Genomic DNA, 21,147 nt, shown 5'->3' on the forward strand with positions numbered 1-21,147 from the left:
GCCACCGTGTTTCGGCGACGATCCGCCCGAGGTCAGCACGCAGCAATTTGTCATCGAACACGACGTGGCAGGCCCGACGCGTCCGTTCGTCACGGGATGTGACGGCGGTGTCCAGGCTCGCCACCAAGCCGTTGGTCACCACGCGTTCCGCGCGGGCGGCCACGACATCGGCGAACAGACTTGGCGGGTAATCCAGAAGGTGGCTCAGCAACCGATCCTGCATCGCCGCGGCGACCGCGGCATCGACAACCGAACCGACGCCAGGCGCACGTTCGAGGAGCGGCTCCTGCGGTTTGCCCAGCCATTGGCGGACTGCGCCGAGGTTCGCTCGTCCCCAGGAGACACGATCGGTGTTGGCGTACCAGATGTAGGAGGACTGCTCCTCGCGGTAGCTGAACACGCCATCGGGGTGGTCTTGAACCCAGGGCAGGATGTATTCGCGGTGCCCGGAACTCGGGTGGCCGTAGAGCCGCAGTTCGTAGCGGCTTCCCGCAGTGTCGGCGAACACCTCGACTCGCCAGCCCGCATCGTGTGCGTCCCGCGCGATCTCAGCGAAGCTGTCGAGCTGATCGACCAGTTCGGGCAGCGGCGGGATCGGCCGCTCTACGAACCGACGCCACAGCCCTTCGAACAGAAACTCCGCCGTGGCGGCGGTGTTGGCGGGCTGCAGGGTCGGGCCAGGGTTTTCGGCTATCGGTGCCGGCGGTGGATCAGTCTCGCTGCGCAGCACCCTCGGCGCTGGGATGACAGCCGCGGAGGTGTTCGGCTCGGCAGCGTGGGTCGCATCGGATGTCTCGACCGGGATATGGGGTATGCCGTGATCCACGGCGTCGGTGTGCTCATCGCCGCGCTCAGCGACCACGTCGATAGTGGCGGGCGGCGCTGACTGTTCGAGGTGTTCGCTGGCTTCGCGTTCTGTGGAGCGGGTCGGCCCCGCGGCGGCGAGGCCATCGATGTCCAGGATTTCCCGTAGCACTGTGCGGCGGGCCGCGGTCTCGCTGTAGCCAGCCAGGCGCTCGCGTTGGGTCTGTGGGATCGATGTGGCGAAGCGGGTCAGTTCGTCGCGAGTGATGCTGACCAGTTCGAAGTGGGCTGGTAGCGGCGGTGAGATGGCGCAGGGTGTGAGCGCGATCGTTTCCCCTTCGGGGTCGATCCTCCACCGGAGCTCAAAGTCGTCCCACTCTGGCCGAAGGCGATCGGCCTCGCGGTCCAGCCCACCCGAGGACGGGAGCAGGAACAGGCGGTTGGCACCGTAGATGGGGTCGGCGAACACGTCGGTCACAGCCCACTCGTCGCTGACCGCCCACAGAAGCAGCCGCTGATCCGCAGTCAATTCAGCGCCCTCGACCGAGGTATTCGGCTGGGCAGCGCCAGCATCGGTGATGATGCGTTGGACGCTGTTCAGGCTCAGGTGCCCCGGGATGACTCGGATCGGGTTCGCCGCGGAACCGATTCGGCTGGCGCGGGACTCAGCAGGGCTGTAGACAGCACCTAGCGGGCTGTCCTCCCACACCAGGCGCAGGAATTCCCGCTCACCAGAGTCTTGGTGACGCCGCAACACCACCACGTTGGGTTCGGCGTGGTCGCGCCCCCATCCGCCGTCGGAAGCAATGTCCACGATCCGTGCCGCGCCGGTCGGGGTGCGCGAGAGGATCTGCGGGGGTGGCGCGGGGGTGGGTGGGAAGTGATCGTCGGTGACCTGCCGTAGTTGTATGGTCTCCCGGTCGTGTGGCTGCACGCGGGCGGCGTCGAACAGCAGCCGCCGAGCCTGCTGCCCCTCCCCCGCCACCAGCGCGGCTTGGGCTTGCTCCTTGAGCTCGTCGGCGGTGGCCTCACGGGCCGCCACGCGGGCCTGGACCTGTTCGGGACTGCAGCCGAGGACCTCGCTACGGTGTGAGGCGACCTGCGCGGCCATCGCCTCCCATGCCGCACGCCGCCGTTCCTTCCCGGCGGCGAGCTCACCCAGATGGGTTTCAGTGGTGTAGCGGACCGCACCAGCTTCCCCGCCACTACCCGGGATCCGCTCGTATTTGTGTGCGTGATCCTCAGCCGCGCAACGGATCTGCGCCAGCTCGGTCTCGCTGAGATCAGCACCGATCCAGCAGCGGTCGATGATCGCGGCACGCAGCTGACGCAGCGCAAGCGTGTTCGCGAGGATCTCCTCGACGACACTCCTGTATTGAGGGTGCGGCGGTTCGGGATCGGAGCGTGTCGCGATCTGCCGCAGTACCTCGATGATCGCGGTGTCGACGTGCTGGGCGACGCGGTCTCCGAAGCGGTCGTAGCTGTCGGCGCGCCGCGATGGTGTGCCAGCGACAACGGTGGCGACCACCTCGTCAAGGACCGGCCCCGCACTGTCGCGAACGCGGCTGGCGGGCTGGCTGACCGCGCCCGTGATTACGTCGAGGTCAGGAGGCAAAGTGGTGGCCCTGAACCCGTCACTGTCGAACACCCACTGCTCGCCGACCTGCCGCCACCGCAGTTCGATGTCCTCGACACCCGAGCTGGTCTGTCCGCAAATGCACAGAACGAAAGCGACGCCCCAAGGCTTGGAGGTGTGTCCCCGGTCCTGTTCCCTGTCCGGTGGGTTGGGGACGAATTGACTGCTGACGTGCCAGTTGTTGGCGCGGGCGATGTCGGCCAGAGTGCGGGCGGCGATGAGATCGGTGGGGATCAGCGCTGGCAACGGAGCCAGCAGCGGCCCCCAGACCTGCTCGTGCTGAAACTCGACGTCGGCGGTCGGGTTGGTGATCGACGGTTCGGGTGGGGTGGGTGAGGGTGTATCGGAGGTGGCGTCGGCCGTCGTCGCGGTGGCGGCAGAGTCAGAGGGCAGTTCGGGCGGGCTGGGCGTTTCCGAGTCCGACGGCGTTGAACTCGGCGGGGCTGGCTGAGCTGTGGTGGAGGCTGCGGTGAACTCGTTGACAAGCTCGTCGACGATCTGGCCATCGAGGGTGAGCAGCGCGGGCATCGCCGATTGCTCGGCGAGTCGCTCGAACATCGCGGTGACGTCGGCGAGGGTGATTCCCGGTTCGAACTCTCCACCTGGGCGTGTGACTCCGGAGCGCCACCGGTCGTAGTTGTAGCGGTCGGTGCCCGGATGCAACAACCACGTCAACGTGATCGTGTGATCAGGGTTGTCCGGAGGTGCCAGGATCAGTTCATAGGTGGGCAGGCCGTCGTGGGTCCCGCGGTCGGGGGTCGCAGTCCACCCGATCGCCCTGGCCGCAGTGGCCTTGTCGGTCGCGGCCGGTGGCGCGGCGATGATCGGCTCGTCGACCTCCACCACCAGTTCGTCGCTGATATCGGTGGCGGCCTCGACTCGCTCGACGTCGCCGTCAACGTTGAGGTCGGCGGTGGGGGGCGTGACCGGTTCGAGGGTCCTGATCAGGCTGGCGACATCAACTAGACGTGGATGCTTCTGTCGTCCTTGCGGAGTAACCAGCGTGGAGCGTTCTGGGCGGAAGATGTACTTCTGCCCGACCAGTTCCCAGCGCAGCTCGGCCAGATACACCCCGTCGCGGGTGTGCACCTGCAACGCCAGGAGGTAGAGGTTGCTGTCGAGCTGGCGGGCGCTGGGGTCGAGCACAATCCAGCCGGCCTCCGCCGCGCCGCTGGCCAGCTCAACACCCTTACGAGGTGGTGTCGGAAGTTGCTGTTCACCGGTTTCGGTGGCTGTAGTGGCTGCCGTGGCGGCGAGTATCTGGGGGGTGGGCTGTTCGATCAGACACGCCACCACACCCGGCTGAGGGGTGAACTCTTCGACACGGCCGTCGGCCGCCTGCCAGCGACCCCATGATCGACGCGGGTCGAACCGGTACCCGCCGATGGTCAAATCCACCCAGCACAGGTGCAGCTCCCACGTACCGGTGTCATCGCTGCCTTGCAAGTCCAGGTCGTAGGTTGGGCCGGTGTCGGTGTGGATGGTGTAGGCGGGGCGAACCTGCCAGCGGACTGCGGCGTGTCCGGCGAGGTCGCGAATATGCTTCGGCGGCCCAACTGCATCCAGCCCTTCGGGAATTGATGCTTCTGCTACCCCAGAGAGGGCGATCTCCACAGCCGCGGACACTGCAGCGTCGGCGACTGGTGGTTTCGCACCGGTCAGGACTGCACGGGCGGCGATGATGGCGTCGGTGAGCCGCTCCACTGCGATCGCGGTGTCGGTGCCGTCGGATGCACGGCCGATCCAGTTGCCGGAGCGAGTCGGGCGCGTCAGGGTGATATGGCGGCTATCGCGGTCACCGACGACCACCGTGTATTGCGTCGTCGCCAGCAGATCCCAGTGGCTGCTCCCCTGCCGCAGATACCTCGCGTGCTGGTCGATGAGGATCGCGGTGGCGACCTCGTTGATCAGGTAGCGGTGGATGTCGATCCCCACCCAGTGGGCGTCGAACAGCAACTGTGGGTCGGTCGTGGGCAGGCTCGCGATGACCTCCGCGACCGGTTCGGTCACCAGCGGTGAATCCAACAGCGACCTCGACACCGATCCGGTGCGGGCGTATTTCCAGAAGGTCTCCGACTGCGCCGCAGCCTGTATCCGGGCGTCGCCGGTGAGTCGGGTTCGCGCGTAGCGGTCCATCGCGGCGCGCACATCGGCGACGTGAGCGTGGATAGCGGTGGCGCCATTCGGTGCGCCGCTGTCGTCGCGCCCGACCGCGTGCAAGGCTTCGACCATGGCCGCGCGGTGGTCGCTACCCCAGTCCTCTTCAGTGGCCCCGCCGTCGCGGGTGAGCCGCCAATACCCAATCACCATCACGTTGCGGCTCGGCGCGTCGCCACGCTGCTCGACTGGTGACCACACCTGGGCCAGTTCGGTCCAACCTCGCCGCTGATCCGGCGCCGGGGTCGGCAGCATTGAGCGCACATGCAGGCGCACATCCGCAGCCAGCCAGTCGCGAGTGCCGGGATCGGTGAGGTCGACATCGAGGTCCGGCAATTGGACCGGCAGTTGTTGGAGCATCGTGTCGATCACTTCATCCAGCGCGATCGACCGAGTGCCCGCCGACAGCGGCCATTGACCCGGCATCGCGGTGAAAGGGTCCGCCATCAGCTGCGCCGCCGCCCACGTCCGCCACCGTTCCAGTTCGGTGCGCCCGTGGATCGGTGTCGGCCACCACGTCAAACGTCGATCCAAGGCGGTCGCGGCGATCTGCTCACACATCGCGCGCGTCGACCACCAGCCAACCTCGTTGCTGTGACGGCGGCGTTCCTCGGCGATGGCGGCAGCATCGGCGGGGCTGCGGTCGCCGTACTCGGTGAGCAGCTCATCGATCAGCGTCTGGAATCGCTGATGCCCGGCGAGGTCAGCGGCCGGGTAGCGTTCGCGCCGGATGTGGGCAAGCACTCGCGGATCAGCGGCGAGCTCGTCGCAGATCAGTCCCCACGCCAGCACCGGGTCGTCGTCGAATTCCTCTGACGAATCGGCGTATTCGACGTCGGTGTCCTCAGCGACATAGGGTGCGAACTCGTCGACGTACCCGGTCTCCGGTTCCAGCTCGAGATCGGTGCGTGTTACGGCGGCTGCCAACTGGTCGGCGATCTGACGAACGAACCCAGCGCGGCGCGCGGGTTCCTCGTCTTCCGGAGGTGTAGCGAGCCGCCGCCGGTTTGCGCCGGCGGCTTCACCGAAAGGGGGCGACCACTCCCCACTCGATGATCGGCTCGAACGAATGCGGGCGTGTTCGGCAGCGCGGATCGCGGCCGCGTGCAGGTCACTGCGTGCGGCGATGCTGTCGAGGAGGCTGCTCAGCCGTGACTCGGCCGCCGCGGCGGCGTGGTCGGCGGTGATGCCGGTGGCGGTGAAGATCTGCTGGATCTGCGCGTCGTCTCCGAGTTCGGTCAGGATCTGCGCCCACGTCTCGCTGGTGTGTTCCGACAACGCCGCCCACCAGCCGTCGGTGTAATCGCGGCGAATCAGCTCACCGGCAGTGCTGTCACCGCAGCCCGCCAAGGCGGTGGCGACCCGCGGGTCGGTGTCGGGATCGGGTTGGGCTGACAGCGCGTCCGGGGTGAACGCCGCGAACCCCAGCGCGTGAAAGTCGGCGCTGTTGACGGTGTTGACCGTGTCGATGGCGCTCTGCACCACCGTCTGCTGATCGGTCTCGGTGAGTTCGTGCAGTGCGGTGAAGCTGGCGATGGTGTCCAGGGCTGCTTCGGGTTCGGCACCGACACCCGGACCGACCTCGGCGGCGAGGTCATCGGCTAGTTCCACGGTCAGCTGCTCGATGCTGGTGCGGTCACCATGGTGGGTGCGCCACACGTGGTCGGCGATATCGCGGCCCATCAGGGTTTGGGCGTCGACGTCCTCTATCAACCCCTGTGCGATCCGCGCGATCTGCCGGTCGCCCGACGCGGCGGCCTCGAGATCATGGATGGCGGCCAAGCGCGCCAAGACCAGCGACCGCGCGGTGGGCACCGCGGCCGGGCTGAACTCCTCACGCGTCGCGGCCCCGGCAGCTATCACGGTCAGGTCAGCGGCATCGACAGTCTCGGCGGTGATCGCGGCGATCAACTCGGCACGCCGCTGCGCGTCGGGCACCAACGGCTCGTGGTCGTGGTCGTGGTCGTGGTCGTGGTCGTGGTCGAGCACGGCATCACGAGGGCGGTCGCTGGTGCGTGCGGCCAGCCACACCAGGTAGGTGTCCTCGTCGCTGATCACCTCCCTGACACCGCTGACGACGACATCCTTGTCGAACACCTCGACCGGTTCCCCAGCCAGCAACGCGGCCGCGACACGTTCCAGACGTGCGACCTGGCGAGGCAGCCACAATTGGCGGTTCGTGCGCGCGGCATACACGACCGCCTGAACGCGGCTGACGACATCCGCGTCTGTGTAGGCTGCGCCGGCGCGCAACTGCGCGACGACGGTCAGCAACGCGTCGTACAGCTGACTGCCCACCCGGAACTGCTCGACATTCGGAGGCTGCGCAGCGTCGATGACAACCGGACGCAGCCCAGCAGCGTCGGTGAACTCCCCCTCCCCCACCTCGACAGGCTGGGAAGCCGCCTTCGCTGCTCCGCCCGCGGCGATGGTCACCGCATGACGTATCGCCTCGTCGGCCTCTGCCTTGGTCAGTGGCGTATCCAGCAGATCAGTGGCTGCGGCACGGGAGGTCAGCATGGAACGCAGGGTTTCGCGCTGCACAAGGCTGGCTGGTTCGTCGCGCCAAGGCCTGGTGTTGGGGCGTCCCATCCGAAGAACCGCTGCGCGGTTGATGTTCTCCGGGGCGATCCCGGCAGCCCGCAGCTGGTTCTCCATCTGCATCGTCTGCACTTGGAGCCCAGACCACCGTAGCTGGCACACTTCGAGATCGTCGGTGAGGCCGTCGATCTCTTCGGTCAGAACGCTGATCTGCTGGGCGGCTTCAGCTTTCGCAGCATCCGACGCTTCGACGTCGGCGACAGTGATATTGGCGAACTCGAGCGCTTTCTCGGCGCTGCCTTTGGATGCCAGCAGCGTGTGTCCTCGCGACCTGATGCCGTCGAGGTCGTGGATCGCGCGAGCCCACTGGTATGTCAGCTCGGTGATCGGCTGGCCCGGCTCCTCGTGCGCCATTCCTCGTCGATCATCAGTTCCAGAGGCTCGCGCAGCGGATCCGCGGCGTTCTTGGGCGTCGGTTCGCCGTCTTGCAGCCGCTGAGCGATCAAGGACACTGCCAGAATCTGCCACAGCAGCGGCGGGCTGATCCCCCACACTCGGGCGACGATGTCTGCCGCCAGCGCGTCCTCCCGCACCAGGCACCGACGCCACCGATCCGGATCCCGCCTCCGCTCGGCTTCGATCGTGTCGGCCGCCACCAGGTCGCTGATCAGCGAACGGCCCGGATTGATCGCCATCGAGCCCCCCTCCGATCCGGTACTCATGGCGCGGATGCGGCTCGGGTCCCGGTCCATTGGTTTCCTCCTGTTCGGAATTCACGTCGGCCACGGATCATTCCCCTTCGAACACCATGCCCGTGGCGCCCGGTGCGGGTGCCACGGCAACTCAATGTCCGAACCGTATCCACGCATTTCCGCTGAATACGCCGCAAACCCACAGCCAGTGTGACATCAAAACCATCCACCACACTCGATGCGTACTGCCGCGCCTGCGAGCAGGAAGTGGTTCTGGCACACAGAACATGAGACGCCGCTGTTGGGTTGTTGGCGCAGCTACGAAGCAGATGTAGCGGGAAAGAGCACAAGATAGCTGGGCTTGGCGCTCGCGAGGGCTGGTTGGCTCGCGCTGGTCGAGACACCTCGCGAACGATCCATGCGACGCTGGCGAATCTGAGCCGGATGGGCCAGGGATCTACCGGTGTGGTGGGTGTGGCCTCCGGTCACGGGATCCGCAAGGACCAGCGTAAGCGTGTCGCCGCGTTCGGCGATGTTGGGCAGCGAAGCCCAAATTTCCTTGAGACGAGGGTCGGATTGCGCGAGCTCAGTCATCGCGACGTAGTCATCGTCGGCGGCAACCCCCAGTGAGAACAGCACGTAGAGAGCCAAGAAGTACGCTGTCGCGTCCTTCCAGTTGACGATGAATTCTTCAGCGTTCGGCGCGGTCAGCAACTGGCGCAGCAGATTGAGCTTTGGTGGATGATCGGCGGGTACCAATGGAGGGCAAACGCTTTCAGCCGCGGAGTTGTATCAGGTGACATCAGTCGTCGGCGTCGACAGCTCCCACATCGGATGTGAGGCCAGGCCGTCACGGAAAGATTGATCGTCGCCGTCGGGGACGATTTCACCGTAGGTGGAGGTCATATCGAGTTCCTTTGATTATCAACGTGTCGAGCCTGCCACTGGGTACCTGTCGGGTGCAGATGCTTTGACGACGACATCGTGGCCGGACCCGCAGTGAGGGGTGTTCGCCCCACTCGGCGCCGGCGATATTCCAACATCGCCGGCGCCGCCGCTACACAGACCGCGGACCCAACCACAACACGAGGAAACCGAGCCCGCACACCGGCAACAGCGCGATAGCACCGCCGATCCAGAAGCCGCGGGCCACGCTGCGGGTCAACAAACCCCACGCGACACCCACCAGGACCGCCATCGGCAGCCACATGCGTGCCACAATCTCGACCGTCGACATCGCCACCACCCCCACTTCTCCGAAAAACGTTGGGACACAAATGATCTCGCACACAGTACATTACCGAATGCATACAGGCGACCCGTTAAAGGCCTGACACACCATAACGTAAATATGTGCATATAATGCGCGAGTGACTGAAACGCCACACGCGGTGCCGATGCTGACAGCCGCGCAAGCCGCGGCCGCCGCGTCCCGGGCCGCGGGCGTCAGCATCAGCAAAGCTGCGTTCCTGGCCGCCGCGGCCCGCTCCAAAGAGCTGGAGTCGGTCATCGGCGAGGACGGCGTCTTCGTGTGGCCCGAGCCTGCGGTACACGCATTCGGCCTGACCCGGATCCCGGTAACCGAGAAGGACGCCGAGGAGTGGGGGTCCGAGCACGGACTGATGACAGCACGCCAAAGCGCCGCAGCCGCCGAGATCACCTACTCACATTTCAGCCGCGCAGTCTCGGACAAGACCCTGGGTAACCCGGCACCCGATCCCCTGTCCCCCGAAGAGATCGCAGAACGAGTCCCCCACCGCTTTCGCCGCTGGGCGTGGTTCCGCGCCGATGAGATCGCGCGCTGGAGCAACGCCAAACCCGGCAAGGGCAACCGCGAGCCAAAACGACTCACCACCGAGGAACTCGGCCCCGACGAATGGACCGCGCAAGACTGCGCCGACGCGTTCGGGTGGACCAAAGGCAGATGGCTTCGACATGTACGAACAGAGATAACCGCCAACCCGCCACAGCCGACCCGCAAGAAGCGATCAGCATTCATCTGGAGCAAGTCCGCCGTCCTAGCCCACAAGGCAGCACTCGACGGCTGAGCCGTTCGACGAGAATTGGTCGTTCTAGCCCGCCGCGAGTGGTTGGTCAATTCTCTCGGCCGAATGCCCTCCGAGGGGGTATATCCGAGCTACTACCGCCCGGTGCCCAGGAAAATTGGCCCGTCGTGCATACGCGGCGTCACTACATGACGTTGGACCGGCTGTGAAAATCTGGGAGAGTTCGATCCAGGCACGGGACCTGGGTTGCTCGGCGGCCCGGTCGAACAAAGTGTCACACCGCCACCGGCGTCGGTGACCGATCCCCCGTGCGCCCGTAATGTTACTGCTGCACAAGCTATTTGGAAGTTTCGGGACTATATGCTCGGTAACGGCCAGCTTGTCTCAAGATCGAATTCCTCCAGGCCGGTAGAGACGATGTTCCCGCAGCCCACCACGGATGATCACTACATGTACACCCTGCCACCCAGGTGCGGGCTCACAGCACCACCTCTTCTTTCGCCGGACCAGTGCCCAACGGGGGAGCACTGGCCCAGTGATCACGAGGCCATTTGGCGCTCGATCGTGTTTGCCAGCCGCCGTCACTACGACCGACCAGGCTGAGTGATGCCGACATGACGTTATGGAAGGCATCGGGAAAGTGCTTGTCGATCGTAGGTTGTTAGCGCCTGGACTTGCGAAGCTCAGTCCGTCGTCGTGCCGCCTGAATCGTCGGACACCTCCGCCGATTTGTCGGCAGATTTGACGGGGGCCTTGCTGCTACGCCGTGCGCGCGTCGGCTTTTTCCCCTCCGGCAGGAAGTCGTGAAGCATGGCGTTGATGAATCCACTCCGGTCTGGAAAGCCAACCGCCTCCCAGATCGCGTCAAATGAGGCGAGCTCTTGCTTCGACGGGCGGAACGACTGCTGCGCCTTGTTCTTGACACGACCGCGTGCCGCTCGCCTTCCATTGACGTCGCCGAGAATCTCTGCGAGATCGTCGTCTTCGTCGTCGTCCAGTTCAGCGTCTTGCGGCCGGTTCCGTTGCAGTTCCTCTTCCAGCAGGCGCAGCCATGAATCCGCCTTCCGCGCATGTTTGAAGGCCCTCCGCACAACAACGCCGTTTGTGGGTGCAGAGCCGGTCTTCTGCTTGACGGCATCTTGATATGCCTCAAACCGGTCCCGGACCTCGACATCAACATTGACCAACGCGTTCGTGCCATCTTCGCCGGCTGGACCGAGCCTCGGAGCGTTGACTGTGATGGTCTCGTTTGCGATCTTGAAGGTGATGTAGTCGTTGCCGCGTTCTTGCTGCTGATGCTGGCTGGTCGTCCTGACCTGTCGGTCGGCGCGACCCTCCTCTTGCGCTTGGCGGGGACCAACCGCTTGCAGGCGAGGGCTGGGCGCGGGACGGGGCGAGCTGCCCCCTGCTGGTTGGTTCTGTGTTGCGGCCTCGGGTTTCGGAGAACGTCGGGGGAGGGCCTTCGCTGCCTGAGCAGCGAACGCATCCAGTGACGGGTCGTCGGCTGGCAGTCCGCCAACCTTCTCGGACTCCGTCTTTTCGGGGTCAGTACTCATGCCACGTCCACCTCATTGTTCAGTGCGGTCCATGCCTGCAGAATTTCCATGCCGAGTGACTGATAGTCACCAGCCAGCGACGCCACAGACTTTCGGACTGACGGATCGACGTCCGTCAGCTCCTTCATCTCCTGTGGCAGTTTGCCTTGTACGCGGCACGCAACTGCAGCGGCTTCGACGTGACGGATGGACTGGTTGAAGACCGGTGCGGCCCCGCGAAGGTCTGCCTCAAGTGTCTCGCGGATTCTTTCGTGAACCTTCGTGGCGCTTGTGTTGGTCGCAAACAAGACCACTCCTAGGAGACGGAGGGCGGCGTTTATGTTCCGTGCGCGTCCGAATCTATTTGCTACGAGCCGGAGTCCCTTGCGAGACGAAGGGTCAGACTTGGATGGAATGACAACCATATCGCCAGCGACGAGCGCCTGCAATTGAAGAACCTCAGACCCGGGGGCGACATCGAGGATAATCGCATCGTAGTCGTCGCGCACTGCGTCGATCGCGGCCGCGTACATGGACATCCATGCCACCTGATCCTCGGTGACGTCTGTCTCATCGTCGTTATCGCTTCCTTGATATGAGGCGTAACGGCGTTGAACATACAGTTCTTCGACGATGGATTCGAGCACATCGCCACCAGGAACTACAAACAAGTTGGGACGCGCTTCACCAGTCGGAAGCAATGGTGTGCCGTCAAGTATGGCATTCGCTTGTGCTTCCCCTTTGTCGTCGAGGCTGGTACCAGTAATTCCCAAATCTTCACAGTTGTTGCCCTGCTCGTCCATTTCTATGAGTAGGACTCGATACCCTATCGCAGATAGGGCGAAGGCCAAAGCTACAGCCACAGATGATTTGCCGACACCACCCTTGCCATTAATTAGAACAATAACTTTTCTGGCAAGAGTATTTTCAAGTATCGCCTTTATTCTGCTCCTAAATGCAGCTTTAACCGCACTTAGGTCCACGAGACTGAACGTGGCCTGAATATAGGACATAACTGCGCCTTCCTAAGTTCCGACACCGGCTGCGTCGGACGAGACTCTACAGGTATGACCGCTGTTACGCAGAGCATGACACGCGGGGAGTAGCAAACTAACGGCATAGTTCATGGTGTCTATCGGTCTATATAGAACGACGTATCGAATGCCGTATAGAACTACGTATAGAACGATGGCTCGGTTGCCTGGTCAGATGGGGAATGACGTTGCTCTGCGGACGTGCAGGCATCGACACTTACCTCTGACTCGACGGCACGAATCGCGATAAGGCTATCCGATGGCCGCGTCATCGCAACTCGGCGCGCCACTCACCATGCGATGCGAGAGGCCGCACAACATGGCTACTCAAAGCTCCCGTCACTGTGACGTAATAAGTGCAGGTCATCTATCCCATTCATGCCACGGCAAGAAATAGGGGCGACTGGTGCGATCGCACGCCCAGCGCAACGGAAGCATCCGCCTAATGGTCCTGTAAATCCACCAGCAGGTGGCGATTTGGTCCCGGCCATCCATCTGACCCCACCCGTTGGGACAGCCGTGAGACGTGCCAGCTACTTGGGGGGCGCTGCGGACTCCGTCCCCGCAGCGTGGTTGAACGACGAGCCGGGCCGATTTGCGTTCTGAACATCGACGGCGAGCACAAGCCAGGCCTTGCCATGAAGTCCGCCCCAATAGCTCTACCCCGGAAGGCGAATCCTCCGGCGCCAGCCCAGCCCAGATCGGTTGCGATTGGTCGCATCCGGCCCAACCCAGGAGACTTCCGCGCGCCACTGCGTTGGGGGGCTGATCCTCGCCGATTGGAGTCCTGGTCAACTCGCATAAGCTCCAGGAAGTCAGTTCGGCGCTGTGTCCATGGATGATGCAGCACTCAATTGAACGTCACGGAGCTGAGTCCGCAAAGACCGGTCGGGGGAGCGCTGGTCATTTCACGCGGCGGGAGAGGTGGAAATCGGATGCGCCTGTGCTCAGGCACTGAACTGGGAGATTCTCGCCGCGACCCACTCTGTGGAATCGAAGGCCGCCGAAGCGGCAGGGAGTTATTGTTGAGATCCAGTTGCGGTGTTCCCCCATCCTGGCCATATTCGGCTACCGCGGCCAACGCCAGAGGCTGGCGAGCCGGAGGATGAGGCCCGCAAGCTGTTCGCGATGGCCAGCGTTGTGAATGGACCACCATAGGATCACGGACATCAAGTGGAGCACATGTGGTAGCCAGCAGGGCCGCCTCGACTAGCACTGATAACCCCATACATTCCGAAGTCTTGATGTGAGGGCTGGGGCGCCATCCGCCACTAACACTCCAGTCTCGATCCCATGCGTGTTCGCGTAGGTACGCCTGATTGCAGCCATCCCGCCATACAAGTTGTCTCAGGTGCGCCGAAGAAGGCAGTGTCACCGCGCTGCAAGGATCAGCACAAGTTTGACCAGCACCACGCTGATGCGACGGACGCAAGGGACCAAAGCGAAGTTCAGTTGCCGTCTCACACTCGCCGAATTGGGCACCAGCCGAGTGAACTCCGATCAGTCCAGTCGACGGTTCAAATGCAGTATCAGCCGACAATCGAGGGGGAGGCGTAGCCGGATACTTGCGAAAGCAACCGCAGGAACACCACACTCGTGCCACCACCGATGCAACGGTCCCTGCGGAAAGTCGCGCCCTTCGCCAGGTGCGCCCCGTTCTCATATCCGTCTCCTGGGATCAGACCAACCTGGCCAAATTTCCCAAAATTGCCGTCACAGTGACGAATTCGCCCAAGGTAGTTCGGTGTGATGACACTTTCCGATCAACAGCACCGACATGGGGGTGCAGAAATCACCATCCTCGGCGCGCCTGTCGCCGCCAATCTCGCTGCTCGGCGACACAGGTCGTTGGTGGCAACGAATTCCGGCCGCCAGGTCAACCTTGGGGCAGCTAGGGCGCAACCACGCTCATCGTCGACGACTTCTCTCATTCGCGAGCACACCGGCCTCCCAGCCGCAGCGGGCGAAGGTGGAGTAGGTGGTGGTGTGGTTGCCCATCCGATGTGGCGGAGGCGGGTTAGGTTGACCTGCGGTCCGCCACGTGCCATGCGGCGGTGGCAGCTGATTCTTCCCATCGAATCTGGCGGATTTCTGGGGGTCGCAGTCGCGGCTGGGCGTGGGTGCCCGGCCGGTCCGGCGTCGTTGCGCCTGGTCGTCGTATCGGGCGGCAGCTTGTCCGCCAGTTCGGACGAGAACTCCGCCATCACGTCGCCACGTACGTGAGAAATCCGCCAGCTGAGAAGCGACAGGTGGGTGCGGTCATCCGTGGCTATTCCAACGGATCGCGAGTTTCGTTGGTCGACAAACGAAAAACGCAACGCTACTAATCTCTCGCGCTTCCGCCGACCACCACATTGTCAGGCAGCCTGTCATTTCTCAGCGATCTGGCGGTTCTCTCACGCATGTGGCGGGACAGTGGCGGGATTCTCACATAAGTGGCGGGGATGGGTTGGTGGCGAGATGATGTCGCGGTGCAACGTGAGTTCGGCCAGTTGGGTTGGAGCGGGTTGAGGATTCGAGGCGGTGTACGTCACGGATTCCGGTGAGGAACGTCGGGTGCCGTGGCGGTGGATCCTGGAGGTGATGGCGGAGGCAAGGAGGCCTGCGCGGTCGTTCCCGGCGTATCAGGTTCCGCGTCGTCGCGGGGACCGTAATGTCGACGGTCAGCTAATCCCCATGACACAGTGAACCTTGCACAAGCATCAGTGTTCTCGCCGGGCAAGGGCCCGAGGATATCGCACCCGAGCAGGCGAAGCAGGCCCGTTTCTGGGAACGGCATCTGGTGGAGCTTGAGACCGGGTTGGCGCCGGACAGCTCGCCGAGGTGCTGCCGCGACCGGAATGCGATCCAGCGGCCCGGTCGTTGGCCGAGCGCGAAGCCGCCAAGACCGCCAAGTTGACCGAGGCCGGGACAAATCCCTACCGCCAGCATTCTGGCGTCGAGCGGTTCCTAGCGTTGGCGTCGATTATGCGATGCTCCAGACTGGCCGCGCATTGACGCTCCTGCGCCACGACAAGCCACACATCCGGCCTGCCGCTGCCCAGCCCCGCTATGAACGATGCAGATGGACGCTGAGCCGGTCCTGCCTTTGCTCGCGAGCCGAGCCACGGTCGGCTTCTAATGCGCACGCCACGCTTCCCACACCGGATCCTTCCCGGCTTCACCGTCGCGCATGATGGAACTGCGGTCTCGGTCGGTCATGCTTATGGCTGGCGGGCACGTTGGCCGCCAGTGAGTCCACAGCTTTGTCATGGCACCAGTTGGCGGCTCGCTTCGGGACAGAGATCGCATCGAAATTTGCCCTACAACAGCTCAAGGGCAACGTCTGCCGACACCTCACGCAGGTCGTTGAGCACTATTCCGGCACCGTCGATGTATCGGCGGAGGGCCTACGCATGTTCCGGCTGTACGGACTCGGCGTCGCGATGCCCAGACCTTCGCCGGCCAGCGACGAGCCACGCCGGCTTAATCGTCTGAGCGCTGCAGAATTACGCATACTTCGCCGACCGGTCCTTGCGCGCTTCACCCATTAGGCCCGGGAAGGTCGGGGCTGGGTCGGCGAGGTATGCGGTATGTGTGTTCCCTTTGGACAGGGAGCAGGCGTTGTGAAGCAGACCCCCAACGCGGCTCCGACGTGGTTTACCTGCTGATTCTGCTGTTCCTGGCGTCATCGCCATTCGGGGGTCGGCAAGATATGCGTGCACCGTCGATCGAGCGCGAGGATGTCCTGCGACGCGGTCGGCCACGCATTCGATGCCCACCCGCCGACGGGCATCCGACTCACCGTGCTGGTCGGCCGCGTATGCGCATACTGAGCCGACCCGGTCCTCGTGTCACGACGAGTGACAGGTCAGCCTCACAGGGGGAGTGTCGTCTCGGCTCGCCGGTCGGGCTCGCATGCGCATACCGAGCCGACCAACCCTTCTTGCACTTCAGCGAACAATGCGCGCATTGCCGGTCTCCTCGTGGAGTGCAGTTGAGCGCATTCGCTGCCGACTTCACTACCAGGAGGGTCGGCAAGATATGCGTCGCCCACCTTGCCGGTCGCGCCCGGAGACATCCGGTCTTCAGGTGCGCATTTCTTGCCGACCTCCCTAGGTGGAGTCGCTTTCCCTTCGTCACCGCGGCCCAGGCGGCGGTGACAGCCAGCTGGTGCCCCCGTCGTGTCCCGGATCGAAACGACGACCTGATGCGCATTTCTTGCCGACCTAAAGCGGGTGTCAAGACATCTGGGCAGGTCAACGCAGTCTGTCCGCATTGCTAGTGCAGCAACCACGCCCCCAGCCGATCCGAGGGCTACGCATATGTTGCCGACCGTCGGGTGGTTCGGTCGGCAACATATGCGTTGAATCGACCGTCGGAGTCCGGCCGCGTAGATCTCGTCCGAGCACGCATTTCTTGCCGACCCACCCAGGTCGCCGCGTGGTTCTATCGAATAGCCGGTGGCCTTGCGGTCCGAGTACACCGCAAGTAGGTCCACCAGACGAGCCCGTCGAGGTACGCATTTCTTGCCGACCACGGTGCTGCAACGTGCTGATTGCCAGGTCAGCTGGGCACACCAATTGCTCGCTGGCTTCGCGAACCTAGCCCCCATGCCGCGGCCGATGTCCAGGGGCCACCAGCAGGAGCCACCAGCAGGAGCCATTAATGCGCACGTCAGGGCGCTCTCCCGTCGGCGCGTCGAGTCCGGTGAGGTCTTCTGACACGCAGCCAGTTCAGCACAAGGTCTTGTCGCCGACGACCGGCCCACCCGACCTACTGTCTCCGCGCCTATGCGTGGACGCAGCCGGTGCGACGCGCCGATTGTGCGCATTTCTCGCCGACCTCGGGTTCAAGCGCTAACCTAATTCGTAGGTTGCGCATTTCTTGCCGACCTGTGTATAGGCTGTGCAGAACCCTGTGAATGGGACGATTTGTCCACACATTTCTCCACGACCGCTTCTCTCGGCGTTTGTGGTTCCTCCACACATTTCTTGCCGACCATACACACATTTCTTGCCGACCGAGGACGTGTATTTCCGCAGGCCAAACCGGCAAAATCGGGCCCTACAAGTAGTTATCTTGTAGAGAGAGATAACTAGTAGTAGTAGGCGGCTCGATTCTGTGCACAATTTCGCATGCCGCCCGAGCAAGGTTCTCAAGGCATCCGCCCCATCTGCGTACGCCGCGCTCGCCCTCACTCTGATTCCGTATTCACGCTGGGCATTCCCATCGCGCGCGGACACCGCCGTGGCACCTGCACCTCGTTCCAACGGCCCCAACCGGTCGGCTACATATGCGTGATTGAGCGAATGACTCCAACATCAAGACCGACTAACGATATATTTCCCCAAGATACTACGCATTTCTTGCCGACCACTGCTGTTGAAGACCTTATGCCGCAAATGTGACACTCGTCGCTTTCGCGGCTGTCTTTTTGTGTCATCAATGCCGACACGCCGCCACTTGATCAAGCATCTCAGCGACCTCCATGGAATGCTGTGGCCATGCCGCGGCCGAACCGAGACGGAGCTGAGCTCGCTGCCCGTGCCGTCGGGCGCCCGAAACGAGACGAAGTCGAACTCGCCGCGCTTGCTCTCAGGGTCCAGGAACAGCGAGCCCAGGAGCTCCAAGACGTCGGCTACCTGGGAAGGTTGTTCACTCAGTTCTCCCTGCCGTACAAGGATCCGGGCGACGACAAGACTGCATGGGGTCGCGAGAGCGGCAACTACCGGATCACCGTCCAGCCCGGCATGGTCGTCGAGAATGGCGTACCTCACTCCTACGGCTTTCCCTTCGGCGGTATCCCGAGACTTGTCCTAGCGCATCTGTCCACCGAGGCCGTTCTGCGCGGCGAGCCGGTGATCGAGCTCGGGCACTCCCAGTCGGAGTTCATGAGGACCGTCGGCCTGGGCAGGGCCACAGGTGGAAAATCCGGAACGATCGGACGGTTCCAGAACCAAACTGAAAGGTTGCTGCGCAGCAACATCACCATCGATTTCAAAGACCGCTACGCCAAGGAGCGCTCCACGGCGATCAAGCTGTCCATCGCGGATAACTGGGATCTTTGGTGGATAACCGACCCTGATGGATCTCGGCGTCCAGTCAGGCGCCGCAAAGGTGATGACCAGCTGTCGCTGCTGGACAACAAGGCCAGCACCATCACGCTGTCTGCCAAGTTCTTTGAAGAGGTCATGGCCCACCCGGTGCCGGTGGACATGAAGGTCCTGAATCTTTTGCAGTCCTCGCCCATGGCCATGGATATCTATATCTGGCTGACCTACAGAATGTTCAACCTGAAGGATCCGGTCCTTATCTCGTGGCCGCTGTTGATGCTGCAGTTCGGGACAAATCTGGCCGACACCAAGCAAGGCCGCCACCAGTTCCGCCGCGACTTCAAGAAGCATCTGCAGACGATCAAGCCCTTCTACCCTGACCTCCGGGTGGAGGTCATCGAACGGGCCGAGGGCAACGATGGCAACGATCGCGACGAGAAGACGGGGCTACTGCTCTATCCCAGCCCGACTCACGTGGTCCAGAAGCCACCGCGCCGGTTGCGAGCTATCAGCTGAGTTGCGTGGAACTCCTCGGTGCCGCGCGTGCCGACACTGGTCCACACGGCATGCGGTCGGGTGCTTCGCTTCACCTGCACCACAACAGCCTCGCCTCCGACCACAATCTGTACGCATATCGAGCCGACCACTGACGTAGCGGTAGTATCGCAGCCGCCAGCATCCCGCAAATAGCAGTTTCGTTCACATGGCGGTGTGATGATCCCGACCGGCACCAGTCCCTCGTTCTCGTCGGCGGCCATTTCCCCGCGACCCGCCCACGTGCCAGGATCGGCGATCAACCCGGCCGGTCTGGACCAGATCTCGGACACCGCCCGACGATGTCACGTGAGCGGACACGGCCCCGAAGCAGCCTTGCTCCGCCTCGCCAACACAGTGCCGCCCTCGGATTCTTGCGTATTTCAGCATCTACACCGCCTCTGGCATCACCGAAGCAGCGGTCGTAGCAGGGTAGAGCACATCAAATCCGTTGCTGTGCCAGCAGTCGTCACACACTGTTGAGTTCGACGGCGTCGTCTCGCGTGCTGTGCCCGGCGCCATGCAGAGCTGGCACTGATCTCCGGCGGTGGATGCGACCTGCTGCTCGTGAGAGTCTGCACCTATCGGGTTCGGGGTCGGGGTCGGAGCTGCGGCTGGATGTTCTGTGGATGTGTTATCCGCGACGAGCCAGGAGAGGTGCGGCTTGCCATGTTCAAGGGCATCATCGAGCCGCACAGAGCGCTGTTGTGAGGACCCACTCGCCGGATTCGGCGAGAGGGTGCGACGTGTGCCCTTGCGCTGCAAGATTTCCCGGATCGTTTCCATGTGGTGAGCTCGGGTCTCTGCGGAGGCTGCCACGCAGACTCGTTCGGCCAGAGCATGTTCGGTGATGAGTCGGCGTTTGGAAGCTGTGGCAGCGCGCTGGGCGGCTTCCTCGCTTGGGGAGCGGGCCGTCCAGTCCATCTGTGTTAGGCGAGCTGTCAGGAACCGCCCGGGATGGGTAACGCTGTTGGGCCAGTTCCAGCCACGCTCCTGGGTGTCAAGGGTGAGCCGCTTGGCGATATCGAGGCCGCTGTAGCGGGTGACGTCGATATCGGCTGCGGCGATGGCATCAGCGATCGCACCGATGTGACCGCGCCCCAGTCCATGGCTGTGGCGGACCAGCTCGGCGGCAGCGCGCTGCAAATCCAGCGGCCGCGGACTCAGCCGCACCGCCTTCTTCTTTGCGGGTTTCCGTCCTTCGCGCGCGCGTACGCGCTTTGGTGAGTTCTCCCGAACAGAAGATGAACTACAAACCCCCCTGAAGGGGGGTAGGTTGCCACTGGCTCCGACCTGGGGGATTCTCGATGCCACCCGCCCTCGCGGGCCCAGTGTGGCTGAATGGCGCCGAGGCGTCTGAATCTTGGCTGCGTTTCGGGGGGTTGTCAGCGCCCATACCGACGCAGCCCGTGTCTGCCAGCCCCCGTGGTGGGCCCTGGCCGCCTTTCTCTCGATCGGAGACAGCAACCGCCCACGCTCTATCTCCACAGCCATTCCGAGGTCACTCAGAACGCGGCGGGCGCGTGAGACAACGCGGTCACTGACACCAGCCATCTGCGCGAGCCGGTAATTGGACAGCGTCACATCGCGGCCGGTGTTGCTGGAGGCCACCCGAGACATCGCGACAGCCACAGCGAAAACCCGCTGCAGCGCCACCTTCTGGGCAGCCCGAAAGTGCTGTCCGCGGTCACTGGCAAGTGCCTCCTGCACCTGTTGCTGCCAGTGGGCGCGGCTGGTCCACACCGGGATGGACGCCACGGCGTTGGATTTGACTGGAATAGCCCATGACCTGCCGCGCTGGTCCTTGTTCAAACGCTCGATTTCGGCGGCGTCGACCGCCGCATGTGTGACAGCTTGATCACAACCAGCGGTGCACGTGTCGACTTCGGCCGGAACCTGTCGGGCGCATGCGTTACCCTCGGATCTGCCCACCACGGCAAAACCCTTCTGTAAACGCAACGGCCACCACGGAATCGACGGGAACTCGATTCCACGGTCGAGCAGTCGAGGGATTTCTCCCTCAGCACCGATTCCCTTTCTTGCCGGAAAGGGAATCAGTGCTGCTCACTTGCCGCTGCTCGGCCTGTATGGAATTAGCTGTCGGCGCTATCAGCGCAGGCGGCATTCACCTCCTCGCTGCAGTGGGGGACTAGCCGCCCGGTCCATCAGCGAC

At 63.5% G+C, this 21,147-nt stretch carries 8 protein-coding genes and 1 pseudogene (1 of these 9 running past the window's edge); 2 read left to right on the top strand and 7 right to left on the bottom strand.

Features of this window, described 5'->3' with window-relative positions; all coding sequences use genetic code 11:
• The 4 genes and pseudogenes from ACQP2U_RS43060 to ACQP2U_RS43075 all read right to left on the bottom strand — a co-directional run.
• Positions 1-7,552, bottom strand: the beginning of a protein-coding gene (locus ACQP2U_RS43060; protein ID WP_433717244.1) for a DEAD/DEAH box helicase family protein. 23,141 nt of this gene lie to the left of the window's left edge; the window shows 7,552 of its 30,693 coding nt (coding positions 1-7,552); the start codon lies at positions 7,550-7,552; its stop codon lies beyond the left edge, outside the window.
• A complete protein-coding gene (locus ACQP2U_RS43065) occupies positions 7,513-7,890 on the bottom strand; it encodes a hypothetical protein (protein ID WP_433717246.1) in 378 nt (125 codons plus the stop codon). The genes ACQP2U_RS43060 and ACQP2U_RS43065 overlap by 40 nt, the downstream gene beginning before the upstream one ends.
• A 258-nt stretch (positions 7,891-8,148) precedes the next feature.
• Positions 8,149-8,610: pseudogene (locus ACQP2U_RS43070) on the bottom strand (hypothetical protein); the annotation flags it as partial.
• A 277-nt stretch (positions 8,611-8,887) separates the two neighbouring features.
• Complete coding sequence (locus ACQP2U_RS43075) at positions 8,888-9,067, bottom strand: hypothetical protein (protein WP_433717248.1); 180 nt, start codon at positions 9,065-9,067, stop codon at positions 8,888-8,890.
• A 133-nt stretch (positions 9,068-9,200) separates the two neighbouring features.
• On the opposite strand from ACQP2U_RS43075, the gene ACQP2U_RS43080 reads away from it, so the two are divergent.
• Positions 9,201-9,878 (top strand): hypothetical protein, encoded by a 678-nt coding sequence (locus ACQP2U_RS43080; RefSeq protein ID WP_433717250.1) that lies wholly within the window; start codon positions 9,201-9,203, stop codon positions 9,876-9,878.
• A gap of 641 nt (positions 9,879-10,519) precedes the next feature.
• On the opposite strand, the gene ACQP2U_RS43085 is transcribed toward ACQP2U_RS43080, so the two are convergent.
• Both ACQP2U_RS43085 and ACQP2U_RS43090 read right to left on the bottom strand, forming a co-directional pair.
• On the bottom strand, positions 10,520-11,392 hold the full coding sequence (locus ACQP2U_RS43085) for a hypothetical protein (RefSeq protein WP_433717252.1): 873 nt from the start codon (positions 11,390-11,392) through the stop codon (positions 10,520-10,522).
• The gene (locus ACQP2U_RS43090) at positions 11,389-12,384 is read right to left on the bottom strand and encodes a ParA family protein (RefSeq protein ID WP_433717254.1); all 996 of its coding nucleotides are present in this window, start codon (positions 12,382-12,384) and stop codon (positions 11,389-11,391) included. Before ACQP2U_RS43090 ends, ACQP2U_RS43085 begins: the two co-directional genes overlap by 4 nt.
• 5,507 nt (positions 12,385-17,891) lie before the next feature.
• On the opposite strand from ACQP2U_RS43090, the gene ACQP2U_RS43095 reads away from it, so the two are divergent.
• Positions 17,892-18,956 carry a replication protein RepA gene (locus tag ACQP2U_RS43095; RefSeq protein WP_433717256.1) on the top strand — a complete coding sequence of 355 codons (1,065 nt, stop codon included), beginning with the start codon at positions 17,892-17,894 and terminating at the stop codon, positions 18,954-18,956.
• Between the two features lie 408 nt (positions 18,957-19,364).
• Here the strand turns inward: ACQP2U_RS43095 and ACQP2U_RS43100 are convergent, their stop codons facing one another.
• Positions 19,365-20,933: a hypothetical protein gene (locus ACQP2U_RS43100; RefSeq protein ID WP_433717258.1), complete on the bottom strand. Its 1,569-nt coding sequence runs from the start codon at positions 20,931-20,933 to the stop codon at positions 19,365-19,367.
• Positions 20,934-21,147: the final 214 nt, after the last annotated feature.

Origin of the sequence: Nocardia sp. CA-084685 (genome assembly GCF_050955785.1) — a bacterium.
Classification (GTDB): Bacteria; Actinomycetota; Actinomycetes; order Mycobacteriales; family Mycobacteriaceae; genus Nocardia.